This window comes from Gracilibacillus oryzae (genome assembly GCF_009498735.1).
Classification (GTDB): Bacteria; Bacillota; Bacilli; order Bacillales; family Amphibacillaceae; genus Gracilibacillus; species Gracilibacillus oryzae.
Window position 1 is genome coordinate 19,334 of record NZ_ML762448.1, and the last position, 24,995, is coordinate 44,328.

Annotated in this window: 24 protein-coding genes and 1 pseudogene; 20 read left to right on the forward strand and 5 right to left on the reverse strand. The window is 38.8% G+C overall.

Going from position 1 to position 24,995, the window contains the following annotated elements; all coding sequences use genetic code 11:
• The first annotated feature begins 10 nt into the window (after window positions 1–10).
• From dcd to F9U64_RS19450, 9 genes are all read left to right on the forward strand, one after another.
• Entirely contained in the window at window positions 11–559 is a 549-nt protein-coding gene (gene dcd, locus F9U64_RS19410; RefSeq protein WP_153406556.1) for a dCTP deaminase, read from the forward strand.
• 28 nt (window positions 560–587) lie between these two features.
• Window positions 588–857, forward strand: coding sequence for a 30S ribosomal protein S14 (rpsN, locus tag F9U64_RS19415; protein WP_153406557.1), 270 nt, complete (start codon window positions 588–590; stop codon window positions 855–857).
• 21 nt (window positions 858–878) lie between these two features.
• A complete protein-coding gene (locus F9U64_RS19420) occupies window positions 879–2,033 on the forward strand; it encodes an FAD/NAD(P)-binding protein (protein WP_153406558.1) in 1,155 nt (384 codons plus the stop codon).
• A gap of 11 nt (window positions 2,034–2,044) precedes the next feature.
• Window positions 2,045–3,223, forward strand: a complete 1,179-nt coding sequence (locus F9U64_RS19425) for a GTP-binding protein (protein WP_153406559.1) — start codon at window positions 2,045–2,047, stop codon at window positions 3,221–3,223.
• 172 nt (window positions 3,224–3,395) lie between these two features.
• Window positions 3,396–4,181, forward strand: coding sequence for an alpha/beta fold hydrolase (locus tag F9U64_RS19430; RefSeq protein ID WP_153406560.1), 786 nt, complete (start codon window positions 3,396–3,398; stop codon window positions 4,179–4,181).
• Between the two features lie 96 nt (window positions 4,182–4,277).
• Window positions 4,278–4,742 carry an NUDIX domain-containing protein gene (locus F9U64_RS19435; protein WP_153406561.1) on the forward strand — a complete coding sequence of 155 codons (465 nt, stop codon included), beginning with the start codon at window positions 4,278–4,280 and terminating at the stop codon, window positions 4,740–4,742.
• A 94-nt stretch (window positions 4,743–4,836) separates the two neighbouring features.
• The gene (locus tag F9U64_RS19440) at window positions 4,837–5,019 is read left to right on the forward strand and encodes an H-type small acid-soluble spore protein (protein ID WP_153406562.1); all 183 of its coding nucleotides are present in this window, start codon (window positions 4,837–4,839) and stop codon (window positions 5,017–5,019) included.
• Between the two features lie 408 nt (window positions 5,020–5,427).
• Entirely contained in the window at window positions 5,428–6,576 is a 1,149-nt protein-coding gene (locus tag F9U64_RS19445) for a hypothetical protein (RefSeq protein ID WP_153406563.1), read from the forward strand.
• Between the two features lie 157 nt (window positions 6,577–6,733).
• Window positions 6,734–7,069 (forward strand): CotD family spore coat protein, encoded by a 336-nt coding sequence (locus F9U64_RS19450; protein ID WP_153406564.1) that lies wholly within the window; start codon window positions 6,734–6,736, stop codon window positions 7,067–7,069.
• A gap of 455 nt (window positions 7,070–7,524) precedes the next feature.
• Here F9U64_RS19450 and opuFB read toward each other — a convergent pair.
• Window positions 7,525–9,024: pseudogene (opuFB, locus tag F9U64_RS19455) on the reverse strand (osmoprotectant update ABC transporter permease/substrate-binding subunit OpuFB); the annotation flags it as partial.
• Window positions 9,005–9,970, reverse strand: coding sequence for an ABC transporter ATP-binding protein (locus tag F9U64_RS19460; RefSeq protein ID WP_153406566.1), 966 nt, complete (start codon window positions 9,968–9,970; stop codon window positions 9,005–9,007). The gene F9U64_RS19460 and the pseudogene opuFB, both read right to left, overlap by 20 nt.
• Before the next feature lie 473 nt (window positions 9,971–10,443).
• Here F9U64_RS19460 and F9U64_RS19465 point away from each other — a divergent pair, with 473 nt between their 5' ends.
• The 9 genes from F9U64_RS19465 to F9U64_RS19505 all read left to right on the forward strand — a co-directional run bounded on the left by F9U64_RS19465 (window position 10,444) and on the right by F9U64_RS19505 (window position 18,432).
• Entirely contained in the window at window positions 10,444–11,124 is a 681-nt protein-coding gene (locus F9U64_RS19465; protein ID WP_153406567.1) for a GntR family transcriptional regulator, read from the forward strand.
• A gap of 39 nt (window positions 11,125–11,163) precedes the next feature.
• On the forward strand, window positions 11,164–12,324 hold the full coding sequence (locus F9U64_RS19470) for an amidohydrolase (protein ID WP_153406568.1): 1,161 nt from the start codon (window positions 11,164–11,166) through the stop codon (window positions 12,322–12,324).
• Window positions 12,325–12,355: 31 nt separating this feature from the next.
• Complete coding sequence (locus tag F9U64_RS19475; protein WP_153406596.1) at window positions 12,356–13,375, forward strand: methionine ABC transporter ATP-binding protein; 1,020 nt, start codon at window positions 12,356–12,358, stop codon at window positions 13,373–13,375.
• Window positions 13,375–14,034 carry a methionine ABC transporter permease gene (locus tag F9U64_RS19480; RefSeq protein WP_153406569.1) on the forward strand — a complete coding sequence of 220 codons (660 nt, stop codon included), beginning with the start codon at window positions 13,375–13,377 and terminating at the stop codon, window positions 14,032–14,034. Before F9U64_RS19475 ends, F9U64_RS19480 begins: the two co-directional genes overlap by 1 nt.
• Before the next feature lie 17 nt (window positions 14,035–14,051).
• Window positions 14,052–15,065 carry a uroporphyrinogen decarboxylase family protein gene (locus F9U64_RS19485; protein WP_153406570.1) on the forward strand — a complete coding sequence of 338 codons (1,014 nt, stop codon included), beginning with the start codon at window positions 14,052–14,054 and terminating at the stop codon, window positions 15,063–15,065.
• A gap of 49 nt (window positions 15,066–15,114) precedes the next feature.
• Window positions 15,115–15,963: a MetQ/NlpA family ABC transporter substrate-binding protein gene (locus F9U64_RS19490; RefSeq protein WP_153406571.1), complete on the forward strand. Its 849-nt coding sequence runs from the start codon at window positions 15,115–15,117 to the stop codon at window positions 15,961–15,963.
• 77 nt (window positions 15,964–16,040) lie between these two features.
• Window positions 16,041–16,835, forward strand: a complete 795-nt coding sequence (proC, locus tag F9U64_RS19495) for a pyrroline-5-carboxylate reductase (protein WP_153406572.1) — start codon at window positions 16,041–16,043, stop codon at window positions 16,833–16,835.
• Between the two features lie 22 nt (window positions 16,836–16,857).
• Window positions 16,858–17,631, forward strand: coding sequence for a VOC family protein (locus tag F9U64_RS19500; RefSeq protein ID WP_153406573.1), 774 nt, complete (start codon window positions 16,858–16,860; stop codon window positions 17,629–17,631).
• A 45-nt stretch (window positions 17,632–17,676) separates the two neighbouring features.
• A complete protein-coding gene (locus tag F9U64_RS19505) occupies window positions 17,677–18,432 on the forward strand; it encodes an SDR family NAD(P)-dependent oxidoreductase (RefSeq protein ID WP_153406574.1) in 756 nt (251 codons plus the stop codon).
• 388 nt (window positions 18,433–18,820) lie between these two features.
• Here the strand turns inward: F9U64_RS19505 and F9U64_RS19510 are convergent, their stop codons facing one another.
• Together F9U64_RS19510 and F9U64_RS19515 are read right to left on the reverse strand one after the other, a co-directional pair.
• Entirely contained in the window at window positions 18,821–20,614 is a 1,794-nt protein-coding gene (locus tag F9U64_RS19510) for a M3 family oligoendopeptidase (RefSeq protein ID WP_153406575.1), read from the reverse strand.
• 238 nt (window positions 20,615–20,852) lie between these two features.
• Entirely contained in the window at window positions 20,853–21,569 is a 717-nt protein-coding gene (locus F9U64_RS19515; protein ID WP_153406576.1) for a YebC/PmpR family DNA-binding transcriptional regulator, read from the reverse strand.
• A 156-nt stretch (window positions 21,570–21,725) separates the two neighbouring features.
• Between F9U64_RS19515 and F9U64_RS19520 the strand changes: the two genes are divergently transcribed.
• On the forward strand, window positions 21,726–22,691 hold the full coding sequence (locus F9U64_RS19520) for a S66 family peptidase (RefSeq protein ID WP_153406577.1): 966 nt from the start codon (window positions 21,726–21,728) through the stop codon (window positions 22,689–22,691).
• Between the two features lie 27 nt (window positions 22,692–22,718).
• The gene (locus F9U64_RS19525; protein WP_153406578.1) at window positions 22,719–23,357 is read left to right on the forward strand and encodes a pyridoxamine 5'-phosphate oxidase family protein; all 639 of its coding nucleotides are present in this window, start codon (window positions 22,719–22,721) and stop codon (window positions 23,355–23,357) included.
• 57 nt (window positions 23,358–23,414) lie between these two features.
• Here the strand turns inward: F9U64_RS19525 and F9U64_RS19530 are convergent, their stop codons facing one another.
• Window positions 23,415–24,884, reverse strand: coding sequence for a glycoside hydrolase family 1 protein (locus F9U64_RS19530; protein ID WP_153406579.1), 1,470 nt, complete (start codon window positions 24,882–24,884; stop codon window positions 23,415–23,417).
• Between the last annotated feature and the right edge of the window lie 111 nt (window positions 24,885–24,995).

The following is a 24,995-nucleotide window of genomic DNA, read 5'->3' on the forward strand; positions in this document are numbered from 1 at the left end:
AGGTGCAGCAATGATCCTTTCAAGCCAGACTATTCTTGAAAAGTTAGAAAATGAGGAGATAACTATCAAACCATTAAACCGCTCGAATGTGCAGCCAGCGTCAGTAGATTTGACACTTGGCAATCACTTTATGATCGTGAATGATTATCAAACAGATAAACTGTCAATGAGAGAGAAAGCAACTTATCAGGATATTTATATTGGAGATCAAGAGACAATTATGATACCTCCACATTCGTTTATGCTTGCCACAACCAAAGAGTGGATTAAGCTGCCAAATGACTATACTGCGTTTGTTGAAGGAAGAAGCTCGATTGGCAGAATGGGATTATTCGTACAGAATGCCGGCTGGGTTGATCCGGGATTTGAGGGCAGGATTACCTTGGAGCTGTATAATTCAAACCGTGCTCCGATTGAATTGATTGAAGGATGGAGAATTTGTCAGTTAGTAATTGCCCAAATCGATCAGCCGACAGATCCTTATAAAGGAAAGTATGCCGGCCAAGTGAGTACAACAGCAAGCCAGATTTATAAAGATGCAGAACAAAATTATCTATAAATATATAGAAGGAAAGGTGATTTAAAAAATGGCTAAAAAATCAAAGATCGCAAAGGAAAAGAAAAGACAGGCAATGGTAGCAAGATATGCGGAGCTGCGCAGAGAATTGAAGGAAAAAGGAGATTATGAGGCACTGAGAAAGCTTCCACGTGATTCTTCCCCGACCCGTTTAACAGGTCGTTGTGAGGTAACAGGAAGACCCAGAGGATATATGAGAAAGTTCAGAATGTCCCGGATTGCGTTTAGAGAATATGCCCATAAAGGACAAATACCTGGTGTGAAGAAAGCAAGCTGGTAAGCGAAGGGAGTCTATTCGTATATGTATAAATGGATCATTATAGGCGGCGGGATTCAGGGATGCTGTGTGGCCACCCGCCTGCTGCAGAATAAAGTCAGCAAAGAAGAACTCTTAATCATTGATCCACATCCTGAACCAATATGGATGTGGCGAACATTGACAGATAGAATAGGGATGGCTTATTTAAGATCTCCATCCGTCCATCACATCGCCGCCGATCCATACAGTTTGAAGAAATATTCGCGATCAAACGACTATGCGAAAGCCTTCAAAGGAAACTATTCCAGACCGCGATTGGATATGTTTAATCAGCACAGCTTAGATGAAATCGACAAGGCAGGCGTCCATTATTGCTGGAAGCAAGGGACTGTGAATGGACTATCCTGGTCTAAAAATGATTGGAAAGTAAGGATGTCCGGCAACCAAGTGGTCAAGGGTGAGCGTGTCGTGCTGGCATTAGGTGTGAATCAGGAACCTCATTATCCAGACTGGGTATCCGAGTATAAGGCTAGTGATGCTGTCAGTCATATTTTTGATTTGGATAAACCTTTGCCAGATCAAGGGGATGTTATCATTCTCGGAGGAGGCATGACAGCAGGACACCTTGCCAATACATTATCAAAGCAGGAAACGATTAATTCGGTCCATTTAGTAAAGCGGCATTCAATCAGAATCCATAAGTTTGATAGTGATCCTGGCTGGCTTGGACCGAAATACTTAACCAAATATTATCAAACAGATTGTTATAAAAAACGACGGAGCCTTATTCAACAGGCTAGAAACAGGGGATCCATGACGAGAGATCTATACTTGGAGTTGAACAGGCAATCAGTACAAGGAAGGTTAAACCTTTATACCGGAGAGATTGAAGAGGCAAAGCTAATTGATGGAATGATCGAGTTAATGATGAATAATGGAGAAATAGTTCGTGGTCATTCATTAATTTTAGCGACGGGAGCAGAACTGGCTTTTCCGGGGAAAGAATGGATCCAGCCGGTTATTGACCAATTAGCACTTCCCTGTGCACCTTGTGGCTTCCCTATTGTTTCACGATCACTAGAATGGAAAGCAGGGCTCTTTGTTGCCGGGGCACTGGCAGAATTAGAAATTGGCCCTGTTTCAAGAAATATTGCAGGCGCTAGAAAAGCAGCGGAGCGCATTGCGCAAAATGCTTAGGAGGAATAGAAGTGTCAAAGAAAACACCCGTTACTGTACTGAGTGGATACTTGGGGTCAGGAAAAACAACCTTATTAAATCATTTACTTCATAACAGGGAAGACCTTAAAATTGCAGTTATCGTTAATGATATGAGTGAAGTAAACATAGATGCTGATATGGTGAAACAAGGCGGTTTCAGCCGAACAGAAGAAAAGCTGGTTGAACTGCAAAATGGCTGTATTTGCTGTACGTTAAGAGATGATTTAATAAAAGAAGCAGAAAAACTTTCAAAGCTTGATATAGACTATATTGTAATAGAATCAACTGGAATATCAGAACCAATTCCTGTTGCCCAAAGTTTTACTTATGAAGATGAGGAACTTGGCATTAATCTTGGAGAAAACTGTCGTTTAGATACAATGGTAACAGTAGTGGATGCCAATCGCTTCTGGGATGATTATGGGTCTGGTGAAAGCCTGCTGGACCGAAATCAAGGAGCAGACGAGCAAGATGAAAGAGAAGTTATTGATCTTTTAATCGACCAAATTGAATTTGCGAACGTAATTGTTTTAAATAAAACAGACTTAATCGAAAAAATCGATAGAGAAGAATTAAAAGCCGTCTTAAAGCAATTAAATCCAGATGCCCATATTATCGAAACAAGTTATAGTCAGGTTCCACTGAAGTCTGTACTGAATACAGGCTTATTTGATTTCGAAAAAGCAAGTCAGGGAGCGGGTTGGATTAAGGAATTAAACGAGGAGCACATCCCCGAAACAGAGGAATATGGAATCAGTTCTTTTGTTTACCGACGAAAAAAGCCATTCCACCCCGAGCGCTGGATGAAATGGTTAGAAGAATGGCCCGCAGGTATAGTTCGCGCGAAAGGTTTCTTCTGGTTAGCTTCCAGAAATAGTATAACTGGTTTATTATCACAGGCAGGAACCTCTCTTTCTATCCAGGGAGCTGGAGAGTGGGTAGCCGCTTATCCGGAACAGGAACAACAGGAGATATTCGAGGAGGATCCAGAGTTATACGCGCGCTGGGATCAAGAATATGGAGACAGAATGACAGAGTTAGTGTTCATCGGTATAGAAATGGATAAGAAAACTATTATTAACAGTCTTGATGATTGCTTGTTAACAGGTTTGGAAATGAAATTAGACTGGAATAAGCTTTATGATCCATTGCCAGCGTTTAGTGATTAACGGTAAAATAGTGAAATATAACTAATTTTTACGGATAAACGAGAAGTTATCTTGATTTATTGTATCTCTCCCTTATTCGGAACGTTGGGAATGGTAAATGATGAGATATTCACCTATACAGAGGAGCAGGAATAGGCTAGTTGTAAAAAGGTTCGAAAATGGAGGAATCTGTATGGGATACTATGTTACGGTGGAAAATGGTGTGAATTTATACCTGGAAGATATCAATTCTAAAGGTAATAAAATAATTGTATTTCTACACGGCTGGCCGTTGGATCATAATCAGTTTGAATACCAATATAATGTTCTGCCTGGTATGGGTTACCGATGTATAGGAATAGACTGGAGAGGATTTGGAAAATCAGACAGTCCGGTCAGCGGCTATGATTATAACAGACTATCGGATGATATCCGAAAGATAGTAGAGGTATTACAATTAGATGATTTTACTCTTGTGGGCCATTCAACAGGCGGGGCGATTGCCATTCGCTATATGGCACGTCATAACGGTTTAGGAGTATCGAAACTTGTTCTGATTGATGCAGCGGCTCCTACAGGGTTTACACAAGAGACGGCAAGTAAATTACTTGAAGAAACTTTACATGATCGTCCAAACATGATGCAGGGAGTAACTGATACCTTTTTCTTTCAATATATAACAAAGTCTTTTTCGGAATGGTTCTTGCAGATGGGGCTAAAAGCAGCAAGCTGGTCAACAGCGAATATCATTATGACATTAAGAGATGAAAAGCTGTATGCAGACCTTCCTGGCATTCATGTACCTGTTCTCATCACACATGGTATCCATGATAAAGTTATTCCATTCTCACATGCTGAAGAGTTGGACAAAAGTATTCAAAATTCACAATTGGTTCCGTTTTTCTATAGCGGTCATGGGCTTTTCTGGGAGGAACATAATAAGTTCAATAGGCTGTTAATGCAATTTATCGAAGCTTGATCCCCACAAGCATAACATTCATATATTATATATATTAGAAGTAAATTTTACTGTAAAATAGGAACAGATGAGTTGTAAATTAATGGAGGTGGGGGAATGGGAATAAGAAATTCAGCAAAAGCAGTTATTATTCAGAATGATCGGTTACTAGCAATAAAAAAAGAGGATAAGGACGGTCATTATTATATTTTACCAGGTGGCGGACAAGATCATGGGGAGAATCTCCATCAAGCATTAAAGAGAGAATGTATGGAAGAGGTCAATGCGGAAGTAGAAGTTGGTGATGTGATTTTTATACGAGAATATATTGGGAAAAATCATGAGCATTTTGAATTTGATTCAACAGTTCATCAGACAGAGTATATGTTTCTATGTGAAATTAACGGAAAAAGCGAACGTATTGGAAATGGAAGTGTTCCTGATGATGGGCAAATTGGGGTAGAGTGGCTGTCAATAGCAGAACTACTGAATTACAGACTTTATCCGCAAACAATGCGGCAATATATAGTGGATTATGTGGAGGGTAAGGAACTTCCTGTATACTTAGGTGATATAAACTAAATAACTTTCCGATTTAGAATCCGATGTTTCAGCTTCTTAAAAAAAGGTATTATTCCTATATAGAGAAAAATATCAAATTAGGAGGCTATATATTATGAACTTAATGAGAGCAAAGGATATTAAAGATGATCCGGTAATGAAAGATGTGGTATACAATGGTGAATATGTATATATCCTCGAGGTGGATGATGAAACCCAAAAGGCGACTGTCCGATATAAGAAAGAATCAGAAGACACTTTTGAAGTAGATGTCACTGAATTAAGTGAGGAAGAATAAAACGCTAGCAGCAGACCTTGTTGCTTAAGATCAATAGTTACAAAAAAGAACATTCATGCTTAAAGGCGGAGATTTCAGGCTAGAATACTTACAATACAGTATTTTAGCCTTTTTTTATTTTCCTGTGTAATGAAGTAACCCGAATGCTTTGAAGTAGCGTTTTTCAATTGTATTACATTGATAACAGGAATGTTTATCTGTGGAAAAGCGAGGTATATAAATATAAGAATGACAGAAGCAACCTTATTATTGCTCCCGCCTGGCTTGATTTCCATTTCATACAGTAATCAGCCAGATAGACGAATCCACCCTTTCTTTCCCTGAAGGAGGTTCGCTTATCCCGCATATAATAGGCAACTAAAATAGTATTTAACAATTCAACAAACTACTCAGGGGGTAACTAACACCATGCACACAGGCTCTACAAAACGTATTGGCATTATTACCGCACCTGGTTATACGGAGCAATTCGGAGAAGTTCTAAAAGAGAAGCTTCCACATCTGTTTTCTGACTTTTTAGATAACCAGATTGATTGGAAGGTTGAATACCAAATTGATCCCTTAACTGGTGTGACAGAAGATGAAGGGAAAATTAAAAACGCAATATCTGAAATAATGGAAGAAAAGGATTGGGATATTGCCATTTGTCTTACTGACTTACCCTTTTTTCATAAAAAATCACCAATTGTTATAGAAATAGACAAAATGATGAATATTGCCTGGTTAAGTGTACCGTCACTAGGGATATTACCAGTAACCAACAAGGTTGTTAATTCAGTCGTTAGTATTGTAAGAGATTTAGTGGCTTTCTCGTATTCCAGTGAGAAGAAATTAAAGACTACGGTTTCCAGTAATATAGAAAAGTTAAAATATTTGTCGCCAGTAAAACGGGATGAGATTGATAATAGTGAAAAACATGAAGTATTCTATACCTATCGCAATAAATTCTTCGGCTTTTTCAAATTGTTATTCGGCATGATAAAGGCAAACCAGCCATGGGTTATTTTTCCCCATTTCTTAAAGATTGTAGTTATTGCATTTACTTCAGGTTGTTTTGCGCTAGTCTTCCCAGCATTGTGGGGTCTAAGTGATAGTTACAATGTTGGACGATTAATTTTGGTAACTGTCATCTCCATTTCCATGATGGTTACATGGATTTTACTTGTTCATAAATTATGGGAGAAGCCTCAAGAAGGTAGAAGCAAGTCTTTTCGAAGGTTATACAATCTTACAACGGTAGTTACGTTGCTAATAACTGTATGTTTTTATTATCTTATACTATTTGTCGCCTTTATTTTTGCTTCGATTACATTAATACCAGGTGAACTTTTGCAAAAAAATATTTCTACAGAAGTTAATGTTTTAAGTTATCTTACGGTAGCTTGGACCGCTACTTGTATTTCAACCCTTATTGGTGCATTTGGGACTACTTTAGAGAATGAGGAAGCAGTTCTTTCTACTACGTACGGAAATCGGCAAAGACAGCGATATAAAAAGATTAAGAAATTGGAAGCTGAAAAGGAAGCAGAGAAAGAGACTGAGGAAAATGATAAATAGTTCTTTGACAAAGGACATTTCCGATTGATACTTTTCTCGAAAATCAAGCAATTTTCCCAAAAGAAACGTACATTTTTATAAATAAAGTCATTTGTCTAGGACAAACCTTTTTCTTATACATACTATGTAGTAGTTAGAGAGAAAGGGGGATAATTCAATGGGACGATATAACGATTCTCGAGAGTGTGACAATAACTCAGTTTCGCCTGCAGAAGACGAAATGATTGTGAGTCCAACTAGAAGAGTCACGAATACCAGAACGAACTATCGAACAGTGAAGCATATCCATCCAACAGAAGTATTAAATGTTAACAGAACAGTTGTTAGAAATGAGAATTATTATCCAGTAAGAAATTCGAATGTCAACGAAACAGTTGTAGAAGATTATAACTGTGGCAGTGATATAAATTCTCCAAATTGTCAAAGAGTAAGTCCTGCATCTACTAATAATGGGCGAAAATGTAAATGTCGCCGGAGAAGAAGCTGGATATAATTTGAAAAACAGCTGTAAAACCCCCAGGAGTTAGGGGATAAATCCTAACTTGCCTGGGGTATTTTTAATTGGATATGTTTCTGAAAACAGTATTAAATATTGCAGATAAATATGGGGAATCGCCTGCTAAAATTATTTTACGCTGGGATATTCAGCATGGTGTGATTACGATCCCAAACTAAATGACAACATCAATGAAGATGAATTTGCATGTTGATGACTTTGAACTTTCTGATACGGATATGCGTCAATTAGATGGATTAAATGAGAATAAGCGAAGCGTTCCTGATCCGGATCAGTTTGATTTTTAAATATGGGAAGTGTAGGGGGAGTTTCGATCTTGAGATTTCCCTGAGTGATTTGGTATGAACAAGAGAGTATGAGAAATAAAATCAGAAAGTAAAAGCCGCTTTCCTGCGATTAATTGGCCTCGCAGGATGCGGCTTTGATAAATGCTATTCTTCTATTAACCCTTCTTCTTTTAAATAATTTTGAGCAACCTCCGCAGCACTTAATCCTTCAACTGCTACCTGATAGTTCATCTCTCTCATCTGGTCATCATTAATTTTCCCTGCAAGCTGGTTTAGTATTCCCTCTAACTCTGGGTATTTCTCAAGTGTTTCTTGGCGCAGAAGAGGAGCACCTTGATATGGTGGAAATAAGTTCTGGTCATCTTCTAATACTTGTAAGTTGTATCTTCTCAGTTCACTGTCTGTCGAATAAGCATCTACTAAATTAATGGATCCTTGTTCGATGGACGAATATCTTATCTGTGGATCCATTGTGGTCATATTCGGAAACTCTATCCCATAAACTTCCTGAATCCCTAAATAACCATCTTCCCTGTCAGAGAATTCCAGAGTGAATCCAACTTCTGCCTCACTTTGGACAGATCGTAAATCAGAAATGTTTGTAAGGTTATATTGTTCGGCAAACTCTTCTGTAACAGCCAATGTATAGGTATTATTATATGCCATTGGTTCAAGGTACGCTAAATTATACTGATCCATTAAGCCATCACGTGTTTGCGTATAGACTTCCCTCTCATCATTACTAGTGGCAGTCTCGTTTAGAAATTGAGATAAAGCTGTACCTGTAAATTCGGGGTAAATATCAATACTTCCTTCCAGTAATGCGTTGAATAAGAAGGATGTCTTGCCAAGACCTGGATCTAATTCTACCTCTATGTCCGTCTCTTCTTCAATAAGCAATTGGTACATATTGATCAGGATTTCAGGCTCGGGTCCTAATTTCCCTGCAATCACGAGTGTTTCTTCCTCTTTATTTAAAAGATTCGGAACAATAATAAGTAATATAGAAATAATTACAATGATGCTTATCGTTATAATTGACTGTTTAAATGGCCAGTTTTCCATCTTGCGCAATAATAAATCGAAAAATATCGCCAGTAATGCGGCAGGAATCGCACCTAACACGATTAATGAAGTATCATTCCGGTCAATCCCTAATAAAATGATATCCCCAAGGCCACCTGCACCGATTAGGGCAGCAAGTGTCGCCGTTCCAACAATTAAAACCATCGAAGTTCGGATACCAGCCATAATGACAGGCATAGCGAGCGGCAACTCTACTTTTATCAATCGTTTCCATGTGTTCATCCCCATCGCCGTTGCTGCTTCAATGAGGGAATGATCCACTTCTTTAATCCCGGTATATGTATTGCGGAGAATAGGCAATAATGCATACAAAATTAAGGCAATTACAGCAGGCTTCATCCCAATCCCCATTAATGGGATAAATAAACCGAGTAAAGCTAATGAAGGTATTGTTTGTAGAATGGCAGCGATACCGATTACTGGCTCTGCTATTTTTTCTGCTTTCGTTAAGTAAATTCCTAATGGGATAGAAATAAGTACGGCAAATAAAAGCGCAATAAAAGAAATCTGAATATGCTCAAATAATGCCTGCCATAGGTCATTCTGTCTTGTTTGAAATGCATTCCTTCATTGCTTTTGCCATATAATTTACCATCACTTGCCGGTCAAGTTTACCAATAAGCGTTCCATTTGATTGCACGAAAACTTCTTCCTTTTCCGCTAAGAGGGCTAAAACCTTTTCTAACGAAGTGGTTGCATCAATCGCAGTTTCCTGTTCTCCGGAGATTGTGTCAGAAAGGGGCTGAACCAGCTCTTCTAAATGAAAATTGTCACCGAGTGTTTTGGCAGAACCAACAAAATTCTCAACAAACTGATTAGCTGGATTTGTAATAAAGTCTTCCGGTGTGCCAATCTGGACGACTTTCCCCTGTTTCATTAAGCAAATCCGATCTGCTATTTTTAATGCTTCCTGGATATCATGAGTGACAAATATGATCGTTTTATTAATCTTTTTTTGTAACTCTATAATATCGTCCTGAAGTTTTTCCCTGCTAATAGGATCTAATGCACTGAATGGTTCATCCATTAGAATGATATCAGGATCTGCAGCGAGAGCGCGAACCACTCCAATCCGTTGCTGCTGTCCACCTGATAATTCACCAGGCTTCCGGTTACGGTATGTATCTGGATCAAGACCAACCATCTCCAGCAATGCTGTTACACGTTGTTTTATTTTATCATTTTTCCATTTTTTTAATTCTGGGACAACAGCGATGTTTTCTTCAATCGTCATATGAGGAAAAAGAGCGATTTGCTGCAGGACGTAGCCGATATTCCAGCGAAGTTCGTGGATGTTATAATCACTAATCCTTTTGTCATTTACATAAATGGTTCCATCTGTTAATGGAATAAGCCGATTCATCATTTTCAAAGTAGTCGTTTTGCCACAGCCACTGGGACCGATCAGAACAAAAAACTCTCCCTTTTTTATAGAGAAATCGACCTGGTTTACCGCAATGGTACCGTCAGGGAATTTCTTTGTTACATTTTCAAAGGTAATCATCAATTAAACTCCTTGTCTGTTCAAAGTTTACTATTTTATACTCTTACCCTTTACGCTGGAAAAAAATCATTTTTCACATAAAAACATAAGATCTTTTATGAAATTTCAAAAATATAGTGGAATATATCTTGCATTCATGATATATTATTAAAAAATATCAAAGTAAGCAAATAGGAATTATCATGTTTATCTTATGCCAACAATTTTACAGTTAAACCATGTCACTCATCAGGAATAATAGCTTCATAGAAATCTAGGTTAATTAATTTCAAAGAAAACAGAATAGTCAGGTTTCTGATGGTTGTGTAGAAGATGAAATTAATTTGTAAAGGGTTGTTATATTTTTTTGCCACAAAAAAATGTACACAATTATACAAGTATGCATAAGATTTTCTATAAGAAATAGGCTTATAGTTCCGCCCTTTGCAGGGAAATGAATGGAAAAGAAATCACTATATTCGGAGGAAGAGGACATGAGTATGGCACAAGGCCGGCGTTTAACGAAAGACTTTGCTTATTCAGAAGTGAAGCAGAAAATCATTTATGGTGAATTAAAACCTGATCAAATCGTTAGAGAAGAACAGTTGGCGAAACTGTTGGAGATAAGTCGTACACCACTGCGGCAAGCTATTCAAATGCTGGAAATGGAAGAATTCCTGGTAAGACAGCCAAACGGGAGGCTGAAAGTTGCCTCATTCATTAAAGAAGAAGTGGAAGAGATCTTCATGATCCGCAGCATGCTTGAAGGAGAAATTGCAAAAAGTGCTGCAAGAAATGCAACTAGAAAGGATGTCAAGGTTCTGAACGAAATCCTGTCCAATATTAGACGATCGTTCCAGTTAGGTGATAGTCAAGTCTTTGTCTCTTATGGAAATCAATTTCATGATTATTTAGCAGATATAAGTAATCTGAAAACAACGGTCAAACTATTAAGTATGGTAAAAGATCATGCCAACCGCTATTGCCGGTTAATGTCCATATATGGAAAGTGGAATGAAGAAGCAGATGAGGAACATGATCTTATCCTGCAATGTGTCAGAAATAACGATGGTGAAGCTGCTGAAAAAGCTATGAAATCACATATATCGAGCAGCTTAAAAGCAGTTATTGACCGAATTGAGGAAAAGGAACGCAATGGTGAGAAATGGGCTTAAATCTTTATCGTTTGAAAAAAATGAAGGGAGTTATCAATGATGAGGGCTATTTTACAAAAGAGAATAGACGATTTAGAAAACGAGTTAATATCTGTTCGCCGCAACCTTCACCAAGAGCCTGAACTTTCCTATCAAGAATACCGGACAACGGCGAAACTTCGGGATTGGCTGTCAGAAGTGGGTATAAAAATTCTGGATTTACCATTGGAAACGGGGCTTGTTGCAGAAATAGGAACAAAGGAAGGGCCAATTGTTGCTATCCGAGGAGATATTGATGCTTTACCGATCGAGGAGCAAACAGGCTTACCATTTGCTTCTCAAATCCCTGGAAAAATGCATGCATGCGGACATGACTTTCATACTGCCACAATACTTGGTGCAGCGTATTTGCTGAAAGCCTCAGAGAATGAACTGCCTGGTAAGGTCCGTGTCCTTTTCCAAGCAGCTGAAGAAACGGGTCATGGTGCTGAGGCTGTCTTACAGTCAGGAGGACTTGATGATGTGCAAGCGATTTTCGGTTTGCACAATCGACCGGAACTAGCGTCTGGTGCGATCGGTTCAAGGCCAGGTGCTTTAACAGCTGGGGTCGACAGATTTGAAATTGAAGTAGAAGGTGTTGGAGCCCATGCAGCTGCTCCAGAGTCTGGTGTTGATTCTATCGTTACATCCGCACAAATTGTGATGGCCTTGCAAACAATTGTCAGCCGTATGACAGGAGCGCAAGATCAAGTCGTGCTCAGTGTTACAAGAATTGAAGGTGGGAACACATGGAATGTCCTGCCGAAAACAGTCACTTTAGAAGGAACAGTTCGTACACATGATGAATCATTAAGGAAAATAATCCCCCAGAAAATGAAACAAACCATTGAAGGGATTTCTGCTGCAATGGGGGCAAACGCAGAGTTAAAATGGTACCCTGGCCCACCTGCAACAGTAAATCATGAAAAATGGGTGCAGGTTGTACAAAAGGTTGCAGAAGAACAAGGCTATGATTACCATCATTTAGACCCGCAGTTTGGCGGGGAGGATTTTTCCTTATATTTAGAACAAATACCAGGAGCTTTTCTCAATATTGGAACAGAGCAGCCTTATGCGCTGCATCACCCAAGCTTTGATATTGACGAGAAGATACTTGTTCCTGGAGCCGAATATTTCGCAGCATTAGCCAAACAAGCATTGTCTGAATTAGAAGAGAAATGACCACTGAGAGAGGTTGAGAAGTAAGATGACTATGATAGAGATGAGGAGTATTCACAAAACATATAAACGCAAGAACATAACAACCGAAGCGCTGAAGGAGATCAACCTTCAAGTAGAAGAAGGCGATATTTTCGGTGTGATTGGATACAGTGGTGCTGGTAAAAGTACGTTAGTCCGTTTAGTGAATTATCTGGAACGCCCGACAGGCGGAAAAGTGATTGTCGATGGGCAAGAGCTTGATAAAATGTCTGACAGTAAATTACGTGCAATGAAAAAACAGATCGGTATGATTTTTCAGCATTTCAATTTATTAGAATCAAAAACTATTTTTGATAATGTGGCAATTCCACTTATTTTATCAAAAAAGCCAAAAGCGGAAATTAAAAAGCGCGTGATGGAACTGCTTGAATTTATTGGATTAAGTGATAAGGCGAAGAGTTATCCTAAAGAGCTGTCAGGCGGTCAGAAGCAGCGTGTAGGTATTGCCAGAGCCCTTGCATCAAATCCGAAAATTTTACTGTGTGATGAAGCTACCTCTGCACTGGATCCGCAAACAACACAGTCAATTTTACAACTGTTAAAACGAGTGAATCAGGAGTATAACATTACGGTAATGATCATCACACATGAAATGTCTGTTATTCAGGAAGTGTGTAACAGGGTAGCAGTAATGGAAGCAGGAGAAATTATTGAACAAGGATCTGTGTTAGATGTATTTGGCCATCCACAGCATCCAACAACCAAAAGCTTTGTCCAGACTGTTATCCATAATAACATTCCAGAGAGTGTAAAACGAACATTGAAACAGACAGATAACAGCAGAGTTTTCAGGCTTGAAATACAGGGTGATTCGGCATCTGAACCAATTGTTAATCAGCTTATGAAAAACTATGAGGTGGAAGTCAATATTTTATTTGCCAATATGACCGAAATTCAGGAGACAACCCTTGTTATTATGTATTTGCAGTTTGAAGGAGCTGGAAATGATGTGGAGAAAGCCATCCAGTTTCTAGTAGAAAAAGGTGCCAATATGGAGGAGGTGACTGCATAATGTTCGAAACAGCTGTAACGTTGGATCAATTTATTCAGGCAAGTATTGATACACTTTATATGGTCGGTATGTCACTTTTAATCGGATCATTAATTGGAATCCCATTAGGAATTGCCATTGTTGTGACAAGACCTGGAGGTATATTACAAAATAAGATCATTTACACGGTATTAAACCCGATTATTAATATCGTTCGTTCAGTTCCTTTTATTATATTAATGGTTGCTATTATTCCTTTTACCAGAATCGTTGTGGGAACATCGATTGGAACAAATGCTGCGATTGTGCCGCTGATCATCTTTATTTCACCGTTTATTGCCAGATTAGTAGAGAACTCACTGCTTGAAGTAAATCCTGGTATTATTGAAGCGGCAGAATCAATGGGCGCAACGCCATTTCAAGTCATCTGGCATTTCTTACTGCCAGAAGCGTTTGGTTCCCTGATTCTATCTATCACCACTGCAACCATCGGTCTGATAGGAGCAACTGCGATGGCTGGTACTGTAGGTGGAGGTGGTGTTGGTAACATAGCCATCATCTATGGTTACCAACGATTCGATACATTTGCAATGATAGCGACAGTCGTTATCCTGATTATTTTTGTTCAAGGTATTCAATCTTCCGGAAACGTACTGGCACGTAAGGCAAGAAAAGAATAGAGGGAGTGGCCAAAAGAATGAGTGATTTGAAAATGCAACGATTCCAGCAATTATTAAATGGAGAACTGGCTGATCGGCCGATTGTGAGTGGCTGGCATCATTTTCTGGATAAAGAACAAACAGCAGCTGACTTAGCTGAGGCAACGATTCGCTTTGCCCGTAAGTATGACTGGGATTGGATTAAGATCAATCCACGTGCTACTTACTTAGCGGAGTCCTTTGGCAATACGTATGATTTTGAAGATTATCGCTGGGTATTCCCAAGACAAACAAAAGCAATTATTCAGAATTCTGAAGATGTCTGGAAACTTACGAAGGTTGATCCTGCGAATTCTGCTGCACTTCAGGAACAGCTTGAGGCAGTAAAATTGATTCGCGATGGATTACCGGAAACGCCGATTATTCAAACGGTCTTTTCACCATTAACTATCTTAATGTTTTTAACAGGAAATTCATCCTATATCAATCAGACGATGTATGGAAGTGAAACACCTGTCGACTTTCAGAAACTAATAGAAACAGAACGTAATGGGGTGCATCAAGCGCTTCATACGATAGCTGTGACAATGGCAAGTTATGTCGAATCATTGGAAGATGCCGGTGCAGACGGCCTCTTTTATGCAGTAACTGGCACAGCACATCCTGATTTATTTGATGAAGCAGCTTTTAATGAATTCTCAAGACCTTACGATTTAATAGTTCTTAACGCAATGAAGAAGAGAGGACGCATCCTTCATACATGTGGTGTACATGCACAGCCGGAAAGGTTTGATGACTATCCTGTAGAAGGGATTAGCTGGGATACAGAAGCTGAGGGGAACCCGGGATTAGAGATCCAGCTTAAGAAGACAAAGGTTGCAGGTATTGATCATCATATATTCGAAGGGGATAATAACGAAAATATTGAGCAGCAAGCAAAAGGCGCGATTCAATCAATGGCCAATCAGCCTTTTCTATTGGTGCCTAACTGTGCAGTTTCGGTAAAAGCAACAGAAGGAGCATTACAAGCATTACGTAATAGTGTGTTATAAGATCTTTTATTAATTTTATATAAAAAAATTGAGAAACGAGGGGACAAGAATGAAGAAAGTTTTAACTTTGCTAGCAGTGTTAACTGTATTATTTTTAGCGGCATGTGGAAATGGAAACGAAAATGAAAATGGAAATGAAGAAAGTGGAGCAGAAGAGAAGAAGGATCTGGTGTTTGGATTCGGTGTAGGAACATATGAAGAACAGTTTAGAAAAGGGATTTTACCAATCCTGGAAGAGCAAGGCTACAATGTGGAGATTGAAATATTCTCTCAGAATATGCAAGTGAACCCGGCAATGGCTGAGGGAGCTATTGATGCGAGCGTCTTCCAAAGTACTGCCTATATGGAAGGAATTAATGAAGAGTTAGGAATCGAGATGGTACGTCTTGCATTTTCTCCAGGAGCACCGCAAAGTCTGCGTTCAGTGAAACATGATTCACTAGATGCTGTACAAGATGGTTCAACAGTAGCTTTACCGAATGATCCGGTTAATCAGGAACGTGCGGTAAGAATTTTGGAAGATTTAGGATGGGTATCAATTGCAGAAGATGCGGGAACAACAGATTTTAGTATGAACAGTGTGTCACCAGCGGAATATGATCTGGAGTTTGAGATATTAGACCCTGCTCAAATTCTCGTAGCGCTGGAAGATGTTGATTTTGGTGTAGTAAATGGTAACTATATCGCAGATGCTGGTATGAAGATTTCCGATGCGTTACAAGTTGAAAATACACCAGAAGAACACCGTATTATTGTTTCTGTTTTAGAAGAAGATGTAGATACACAATGGGCAAAAGATGTAAAAGCAGCTTATGAGTCTCCGGAATTTGAAGAATTTATTAACTCTCAGGAAAAATATGACGGGTTCATCCTTCCGGAAGCATGGGAAAATAACTAAATGAGAAACAGCAGCAGGGGCGTTTCCGGACGCCTCTGCTCTCATATCTGAGTAAAAAATACATAGGGGGATTTTTCATGATACATTTTATTGGTGGAGGACAAATGGTTGAAGCAATCATTCGCGCAGTTTTGGCAAATGGTACCATAACTTCAGATAAAATTACGGTTGCCGATATTTCTGAAGAGCGAAATACATATTTAAGTGAAACATATAAGATAGAGGCAAAAAGGGAGCAAGCAGAAGCCCTGAAGCAGGCAAATATTATCGTTATTGGTGTAAGGCCACAGGATGATTTGGAGTCAGTTGGAGAGTTAATTCACACTTATAGTGACAAGAGTGCTGTTGTTGTTTCCATTGTAGCAGGTGTTACGATCGACAAATTGACTGGTTTTATTGGCGAAGGAAAGGCGATTGCGCGAGTGATTCCGAATACACTGACTGATACAGGATTAGGGTATAGTGGTGTCGCATTAAATGAACATGCTTCTGTTGAACAAGTAGATACATTTTTAAAAGGATTTGGAAAAGTAATGTATGTGGAAGAAAGGCTAATCGATACCTTTACAGGATTTGGTGTAGCTGGTCCGAATTATGTGTATTATTTTATCGAATCCTTTGCAGATGCTGGCGTACTGGCCGGATTGTCCCGAGGCCAGGCATGGGAAATTGCGTTGGAGAATGTAGCGGGTGCTGTCGAAATGTTAAGACAGACAGGCAAACATCCTCGTCAATTACTTGATATAAATAATTCTGCCGGTGGTGTTGGTATTAATGCATTGCATGAGTTAAATAATTCAGATTTTGCGGCAGGTCTGCAGCGCAGTGTATTAAAAGCGGTAAAACGGACTACAGAGTTAGGCGAAGAGTAAACACAGAGGGAGAGTGACAATAATGACAAGCATTAAATGGGATCATACGGTTCATTATGTGAATGATTTAGAAGATGCGATCGAACAATTTCATGAACAAGGTCTCACTGCCTTCATGGGCGGATCTCATAAACAATGGGGGACGTACAATGTGCTAAGTTATTTTGATCTTTGTTATATTGAATTTCTTGGTGTGGAGGACAGGGAACTTGCTGAAACTATCAAGGAACCAAATGATGTAGTAAGGGATTCAGTAAAACTGTTACCGGAGCGCGAAGAATTAAGCCGTGTCGCATTGAGAACAGATGATATCGAAGCGGTAGCAAAGCATCTGTCAAAATTCAATCTGGAACTGTCACCAATTATGGATGGAAAACGATTAGATTCTCAAGGCAATCTAATTGAGTGGAAAATGATGACAATAGCAGGTGACTATCAAGGACTGCCATATCCCTTTGTAATTCAGTGGGCAGGGACGGATGAAAAAAGAAGACAAAAAATGATCGAATCAGGAGTTATTAAGAAGCATCCAGCAGGTAATGTTTCTATTGTGGAAGCAGTATTCGATGTCAGGGATCCATCAGCAGTTTCCAAGCATTGGCAAGAGTTGTTTGACTTTGAGCGAGCTGCAGAAAGTGGTGTGGTGAGTGAAAAAAAACTAGTGGTTGGGAATCAATCCTTTTTATTTAGAAAAGGGGAAGAAAACCGAATGCAGCAGCTTGTGTTCAACACAGACTCCGAGTCACTAAAAGGAAAAACGATTAGAATCGGCCAAGGGGAATATATTTTTAGTTAATGGTGCGCACTTATTATCAGGGCTATACAATAGGAGGCGATTTCATTGGATTTTACCAATAAAGTGGTATTAATTACTGGATCTGGAGTGGGGATTGGAAGAGAAACGGCACTTCAGTTTGCCAGAAATGGGGCAAAAGTTGTCGTTAATTCGCGCAGTAACCGAGGGGGAGAAACGCTAAAGCAATTAAAGGAAAATGGTGCAGATGCCATCTTTGTTCAAGCAGATGTTTCCAATGTGAACGATGTTATGCAAATGGTACAGAAAGTGATTGACACCTATGGCCGGATTGATATTGTTGTGAACAATGCTGCAGTAGTATTGCCCGGAACAATTGAGACTACAACCGAAGAAGATTTGTTAGAGACATTGCTGGTTAATGTTCAAGGGACTTTTTTAGTTTCAAAGTATGTGGTGAAAGAAATGAAGAAACAAAATGGCGGGGTTATTGTAAATGTAGGTTCGGTCGCAGCCGAAAAAGGACATAAGGATCGAAGTGCTTATTCAGCATCAAAGGGTGCAGTGTTAGCACTAACAAAATCAATCGCAAAGGATTGTATTGACGATAATATCCGAGTCAACTGTGTGTCGCCAGGTACGACGATAACAGAAGGGGTACAAGCAAAAATTGATTCTGCTGACGATCCAGAAGCAATGGAAGCAATGTACCTTGCCAGACAGCCTGTGAACAGATTAGCTAAAACCTCCGAAATCGCCCATACCATATTATTTGCTGCCTGTGATGAGGCGGCATTTATGAATGGAAGTAATATAACAATAGATGGAGGTTTATCTATTTAGTCAGAGGTATTTAAGTTAGTATCTGTAACCCGGACGGCTAGCTTCTATAAACTGGATTTATCATCCTCTACCAAATGGCAGATTACTGCTTTGGAAGAAAAACTTTCAATGGAATGGATGATCGTACTTAAACTTACCTTAAGTGCTGCTGTCTTTACCAAGTTAGCAGACCGCCGTGGCCATGGTAAAGTAGACACTACTCAAGTGCATTTTGCTTGAGTAGATGTCGCACTTATACCTTCAGGTGAAAGCGGGTATTTTCCCAGCGGTGAGCTGGCATTAACTCTATTAGTACATTAATGAGTGATATAGTTGTTTAATTATTGTTCGGTTTTTAGAATTAACTATTTTTGTTATGTCCTAGCTTCTTAGGTCAATAATTAGAATGTTATATCACTTTATTAGTCAATCGGATAAATTCTTCTGCATCTTTTGCCATTAAATCAATTCCGCCAACCCAGAAGTCTTCTTTTGTGATATCAACGCCAAGGTGTTTTGCTGCAAGATCTTCCACCTTCATCGATCCTGTGTCCCGCAGTAAGGCAATGTATTTATCTTCGAACCCTTCTGGATTTTCTATATACTTTGCATAAATACCTAAACTGAACAGGAAGCCAAAGGTGTATGGGAAATTATAAAACGGCACATCGTCAATAAAGAAATGCAGTTTACTGCACCAGAAGTGAGGATGATACCCTGATAAACTATCTGCATATGCCTCTTTCTGTGCTTCGACCATTAATTCATTTAATCTCTTTTCAGAAACAATTCCTCCTGCACGCTCCTTATAAAATGCATCTTCAAATAAGAAACGGGCATGAATATTCATAAACATTGCTGTTGCGTTTTCCAGTTTTGTGTTTAATAAGGAAATCTTCTCTTCCTCTGACTTTGCATTCGCTAGTGTTGCATTCCCGATAATTGTCTCAGCAAATGTACTGGCAGTCTCGGCTACATTCATTGCATAACTTTGATTTAATGTTGGCAGATCTTTCATCACATGGCTGTGGAAAGCATGTCCCAGTTCATGAGCTAAGGTACTTGTGTCAGATGATGAACCTGTAAATGTCATAAAAATTCTTGACTCTTCAAACTCTGGAAGACTTGTGCAATATCCGCCTGGCCGCTTATTTGGTCTATCTTCTGCTTCTACCCAACGATTTTCTAAGGCATGTTTTGTGAAATCGGCTAATTTTGGCCCGAATGTAGCAAAGTTTTCCTTAACGAAATCACTAGCCTCATCATACGTAAATTTTGTTGGTTTTACTTCTCCTAAAGTTACAGGAGCATCCACATCCTGCCAGCCCAGTTTTTCCATCCCTAACAATTTTGCTTTCTGATTTAGAAAATCAATAAATGGCTGCTTATTCTTTGTAATCGCTGACCACATCGCATCGAGCGATTCTTTGCTCATCCGATTATATTCCAAAGGTTCTTCCAAGTGGTTATCATACTGGTGTTTCTTTTGCAGGGTAATACGGTATCCATCTAAATGATTTAAAGTATCGGTGAATATTGGCCCGTTTTTTGCCCAAGCTGCTTCCCAATTTTCGAATAATTGTTTCCTTACATCGGGATCTGGATCTGAATACATTCGATTCATCGCTTGTCCAACTGACAACTCGGTAGTTTGCCCTGCATTATCTGTGAATGGAATTGTCATAATCGACACAACTGTATCATATAAACTGCTCCATGCAGCAAGCCCATCTTTGTTTAACTCTGCGATAAGCTCTTCCTCCTGTTCAGATAACAGGCGTTTTCCTTCATCACGAATTTCATTTAGAGCGAAAGAGACTTTCTGTAAATCTTTATCCTCTAATAAGTGGTCCCACTCATTATTCGCCATTTCAACTAACTTTTTGGTAAAGATATTGGAAAGCTTTTGCATTTCACTATAAAGCTCCATAATTTGCCCTTTTACAACATTTGCATGTTCATCATTCATGTAGGCGTCATGCCACATGTGAACGAAGGTGGAGGCTTGCTCTAAGCTTTTTTCGATTGACTCACGCTTTTCGAGTATGGTTTTAAATAAGTCGACTGATCCTTCCCAGTCTTTCAGTAAAGTACGATATGCATTCATTTGATGTTCTGTTTCTTTTAACTTTGTTTGTAACTCCTCGGATTCTGTACCGCCAGAGAAAATGGATTCAAGATCCCATGTATCATTATATTTCACGATTATCACACTCCTTTTTATCATTGTATCTATTCTAAGCAAAATTGAACAATAGTTTACTTAGTGAATAATCCTGTATTTAATTTATTTTTCTTGATAGGGAATTATGTATGAGATCAAAATGGTATGAAATACAAGTTATACCAGTAGGAGAGGGATCCGGAAAAGAATTAATTAGGGTAAAAGGGTATCCTGTTTTTCCAGGACACCCCAACTATTTCTGGAAAGGTTGATTACCTTATCCTAATTCAACATTATGATAGACCTGTTGCACATCTTCTAAATCTTCTAATGCATCAATCAGTTTTTCAAATTGCTCTTGCGTGTCTTCATCAAGATTAACATCGTTTTGAGGAAGCATGGTTAATTCTGCAACTGTAAATTCAGTCACACCTTTATCTTTAAAAGCTTCTTGAAAGGCGTGGAATTGGTCAGGCTCTGCGTAAACAATGACAACATTATCTTCTTCCATTAAATCACGTGCATCAATGTCAGCTTCCATTAAGATTTCCAGTACCTCATCAGAAGACATCCCTTCAATTCCGAAAACAGCTGTATGATCAAACATATAAGAAACCGAACCATTTGTGCCCATGTTTCCTCCATTTTTATTGAAGGCAGCACGAACATCTGCCGCTGTACGGTTGACATTATTGGTTAATGTATCAACAATCACCATTGCTCCATTTGGTCCAAAACCTTCGTAACGTAATTCATCAAAGTTCTCATCATCTCCGCCTTTTGCCTTGTCGATGGCGCGGTCAATGATTGCTTTTGGTACACTGTATGTTTTTGCTCGTTCTAATACAATCTTCAATGCCTGATTTGATTCAGGATTAGGTTCACCTTGTTTAGCGGCAACATAAATTTCACGGCCAAATTTGGCATAAATACGACTCGTATTTTTATCCTTCGCAGCTTTCTTTTCTTTAATATTATTCCATTTACGACCCATTGTGAACACTCTCTTTCTGGCTTATTATCTATCATATAAAGTATACACCAAATCAGAGCAATTGTGTGCAGAACATCTCCAGGGCAGCAATGTGATAAAATATAAAGCAGATTACTAATATAAGTTTGCTAAAGATATAGAAGAGAGGTGAGACAATTGTACATCCCGGATAAATTAAAAGCAGGGGACGAAATCCGTATAATTGCACCAAGCAGAAGTGCTGTTATCTTATCAGAAGAAGGGATTCAGGCTGCAACAAAACGACTGGAAGAGATGGGCTTTATCGTCACATTTGGTGAACATATCTTTGAATCTGATATCCAAAATTCTTCCTCCATAAATAGCAGATTGGAAGATTTACATCATGCTTTTCAGGATCCGAATGTTAAAGGAATTTTGACCGTAATCGGTGGTTTTAACAGCAACGAGTTATTGCCTTATATTGATTATGACTGTATTCGCGAAAATCCTAAAGTATTCTGTGGATATAGTGATATAACGGCAATTGCAGCATCAATTACAGCGAAAACAGGATTAGTGACATATTGTGGTCCCCATTTTTCGAGCTTTCATATGAATATGCTGCAAGAGTATCAAACAGACTATTTCAAAAAATGTGTAATGCAAAGTGGACCATATGAGATCTTTTCTTCTGATCTCTGGAGTGATGATGCCTGGTTCCTGGATCAGAAAAAGCGGCAATTCGAAAAGGCTGAATGGAAGATATTTAATGAGGGGTATGCGGAGGGGCAGCTTTATGGAGGGAATCTTTGCACATTTAATTTACTGCAGGGCACGCCACATATGCCTGACATAGAAGACAGTATATTATTTATAGAAGATGATGAGATGTCCATTCCCGAAACATTTGCAAGAGATTTAAGCTCCTTGCTGCAGACGGTTAAACAATTGAAAGGACTTGTGATTGGTAGATTTCAGCGAGCTTCTGAAATGACAAACGCTCAATTGCGATTTATCTTAGGTAAACATCCGTTATTAATGTCTATTCCTGTTTTATATGATGTGGACTTTGGACATACACAGCCAAGTATCACATTCCCGATTGGTGGCAGAGTTATCCTGGATAGTTCACAAAAGCAAATAAAATTAGTCAGTTTTTGATTGAATGAAAAAGAAAAGGGTGCAGATATGCAAGAATGTTATCAGTTTTTAAATACCATTGATACAGAAGAAGAACTTCGGGAACTGATTGGATATCCCGGTGAATTAATTAATAACAAGGTAATACATCATCTTGACAGCAATTGTATTGAATTTATATCCAAATCGCCATTTTTGACCATTTCAACATCTGAGAAGTCGGGATTTTGCGATGTTTCCCCAAGAGGTGATGATGCAGGATTTGTGAAAGTATTGAATGATCGCCAATTGATTATTCCAGAAAGACCTGGGAATAAGAGGGCAGATTCATTGCGAAATATAATATCGAATCCAAAAGTTGGCCTTTTATTCTTTATCCCGGGATTGGGTGAAACACTGAGGGTGAATGGGAATGCCACAATCATTAAAGATGAAGTGATACTTAATCAACTGATCGCAAAGGGAAAAACTCCCTTATTAGCAATTGCAGTTGAGGTAGATGAATGTTATGTTCATTGCGCGAAAGCTTTCATACGCTCAGGTCTCTGGGATCCTGAATCCTGGGCTGATAAAAAACAATTACCGACAGCAGCGAAAATGATTTTTGAACATGCCAGACAATCGGATACAACTGTTTACTCAATTGAGAAGAGACTGAAAGAAAGCTATTCAAAAAGACTGTATTAAAGCAGAATGATAAAAAAGTTGCGGCACACTTAAGAAGTATGCCGCAATATTTTTATATTACAATTCTTCCCCGTTCGTAGCAATAACATTCTTATACCAGTCAAAGGAATCTTTCTTAGAACGGTTCAATGTTCCATTCCCATCATCATCTTGATCAACGTAGATAAATCCATAACGCTTGGACATTTCAGATGTAGACATACTGATTAAATCGATTGGTCCCCAAGCTGTATAACCCATTAAATCAACGCCATCTTTTACTGCTTCTTTCATTTGCTCGATGTGTTTCTTCAAATAGTCAATACGGTAAGGATCATGGATGGATCCATCTTCTTCTACTTTATCAAAAGCACCAAGGCCATTTTCTACAATGAATAATGGCTTGCCATAGCGATTATGGAAATCGCGTAATGCTACACGTAAGCCCTTAGGGTCGATTTGCCAGCCCCAGTCAGATGTTTCTAAGTATTCGTTTTTCACTCCGCCTTTAATCATATTTCCTGCTACTTCATCATGCTTACCTTGTGTAGACACAGTTACTGACATGTAATAGCTGAAGGAAATAAAATCAACAGGATATTGCTTAATAATTTCATCATCTCCTGTTTCTTTTTCGACAGTGATGTTATTCTCAGCAAAGTAACGGTTCATATAGCTTGGATATTCCCCTTTTACTTGTACATCTGTAAAGAACAAATTCAGGTCATTTTGATGCTGTGCTTCCAGAATATCATCTGGATTATTCGTATGTGGGTATGTTTCCATACGCGCAAGCATACAACCAACTTGAACGTCAGGAATGATTTCATGAGCTAACTTAGTAGCAAGTGAGCTTGCTACAAACTGATGGTGAACTGCTTGATAAGCGATTTGATCTTTTGTTTTATTAGGTAGCTTATCAACTAAAACCCCGCCGCCAGTATAAGGACTGTGTGTCATTACATTGATCTCATTGAAAGTTAACCAATATTTTACTTTATCTTTATATCTTGTGAAAACTGTTTCTGCATATTTCGTGAAGAAGCCAATCACTCTGCGATCATACCAGCCATTGTATTTACGGGAAAGTTCTAATGGTGTTTCATAGTGTGACAGTGTAACTAATGGCTCAATATCATATTTCTTTAATTCATCAAAGACATTGTCATAAAATTGTAAACCTGCTTCATTTGGTTCTGCATCATCACCATTAGGGAAAATACGTGACCAGTTAATGGATAGACGGAATACTTTAAAGCCAAGCTCGGCGAATAATGCGATATCTTCTTTGTAATGATGGTAAAAATCGATACCATCACGTTTAGGATAGCGATCATCTACTTTTCCTGCTAGAACATCTTCAATATAATCTGCTGTTACATCCATTGAAAAGTTGTGAATGCCTCGTTCTTCTTTTGGAATGTATTTCACCATATCAGCGGTGTTCAGGCCTTTGCCATCTTTGTCATATGCACCTTCTACCTGGTTGGCTGCTGTAGCTCCACCCCATAAAAAGTCTGGTTTGAATCCTTTAATTGCTTTTGCCATTATCATTCACTCCTTATATTTAATTGGAGAGCATAGGAATACACTCTCCATTATTCATTATTTTACAAGTGTTAATAACTGTTCCCCTTCAAAGATAGGACCTTCATCATT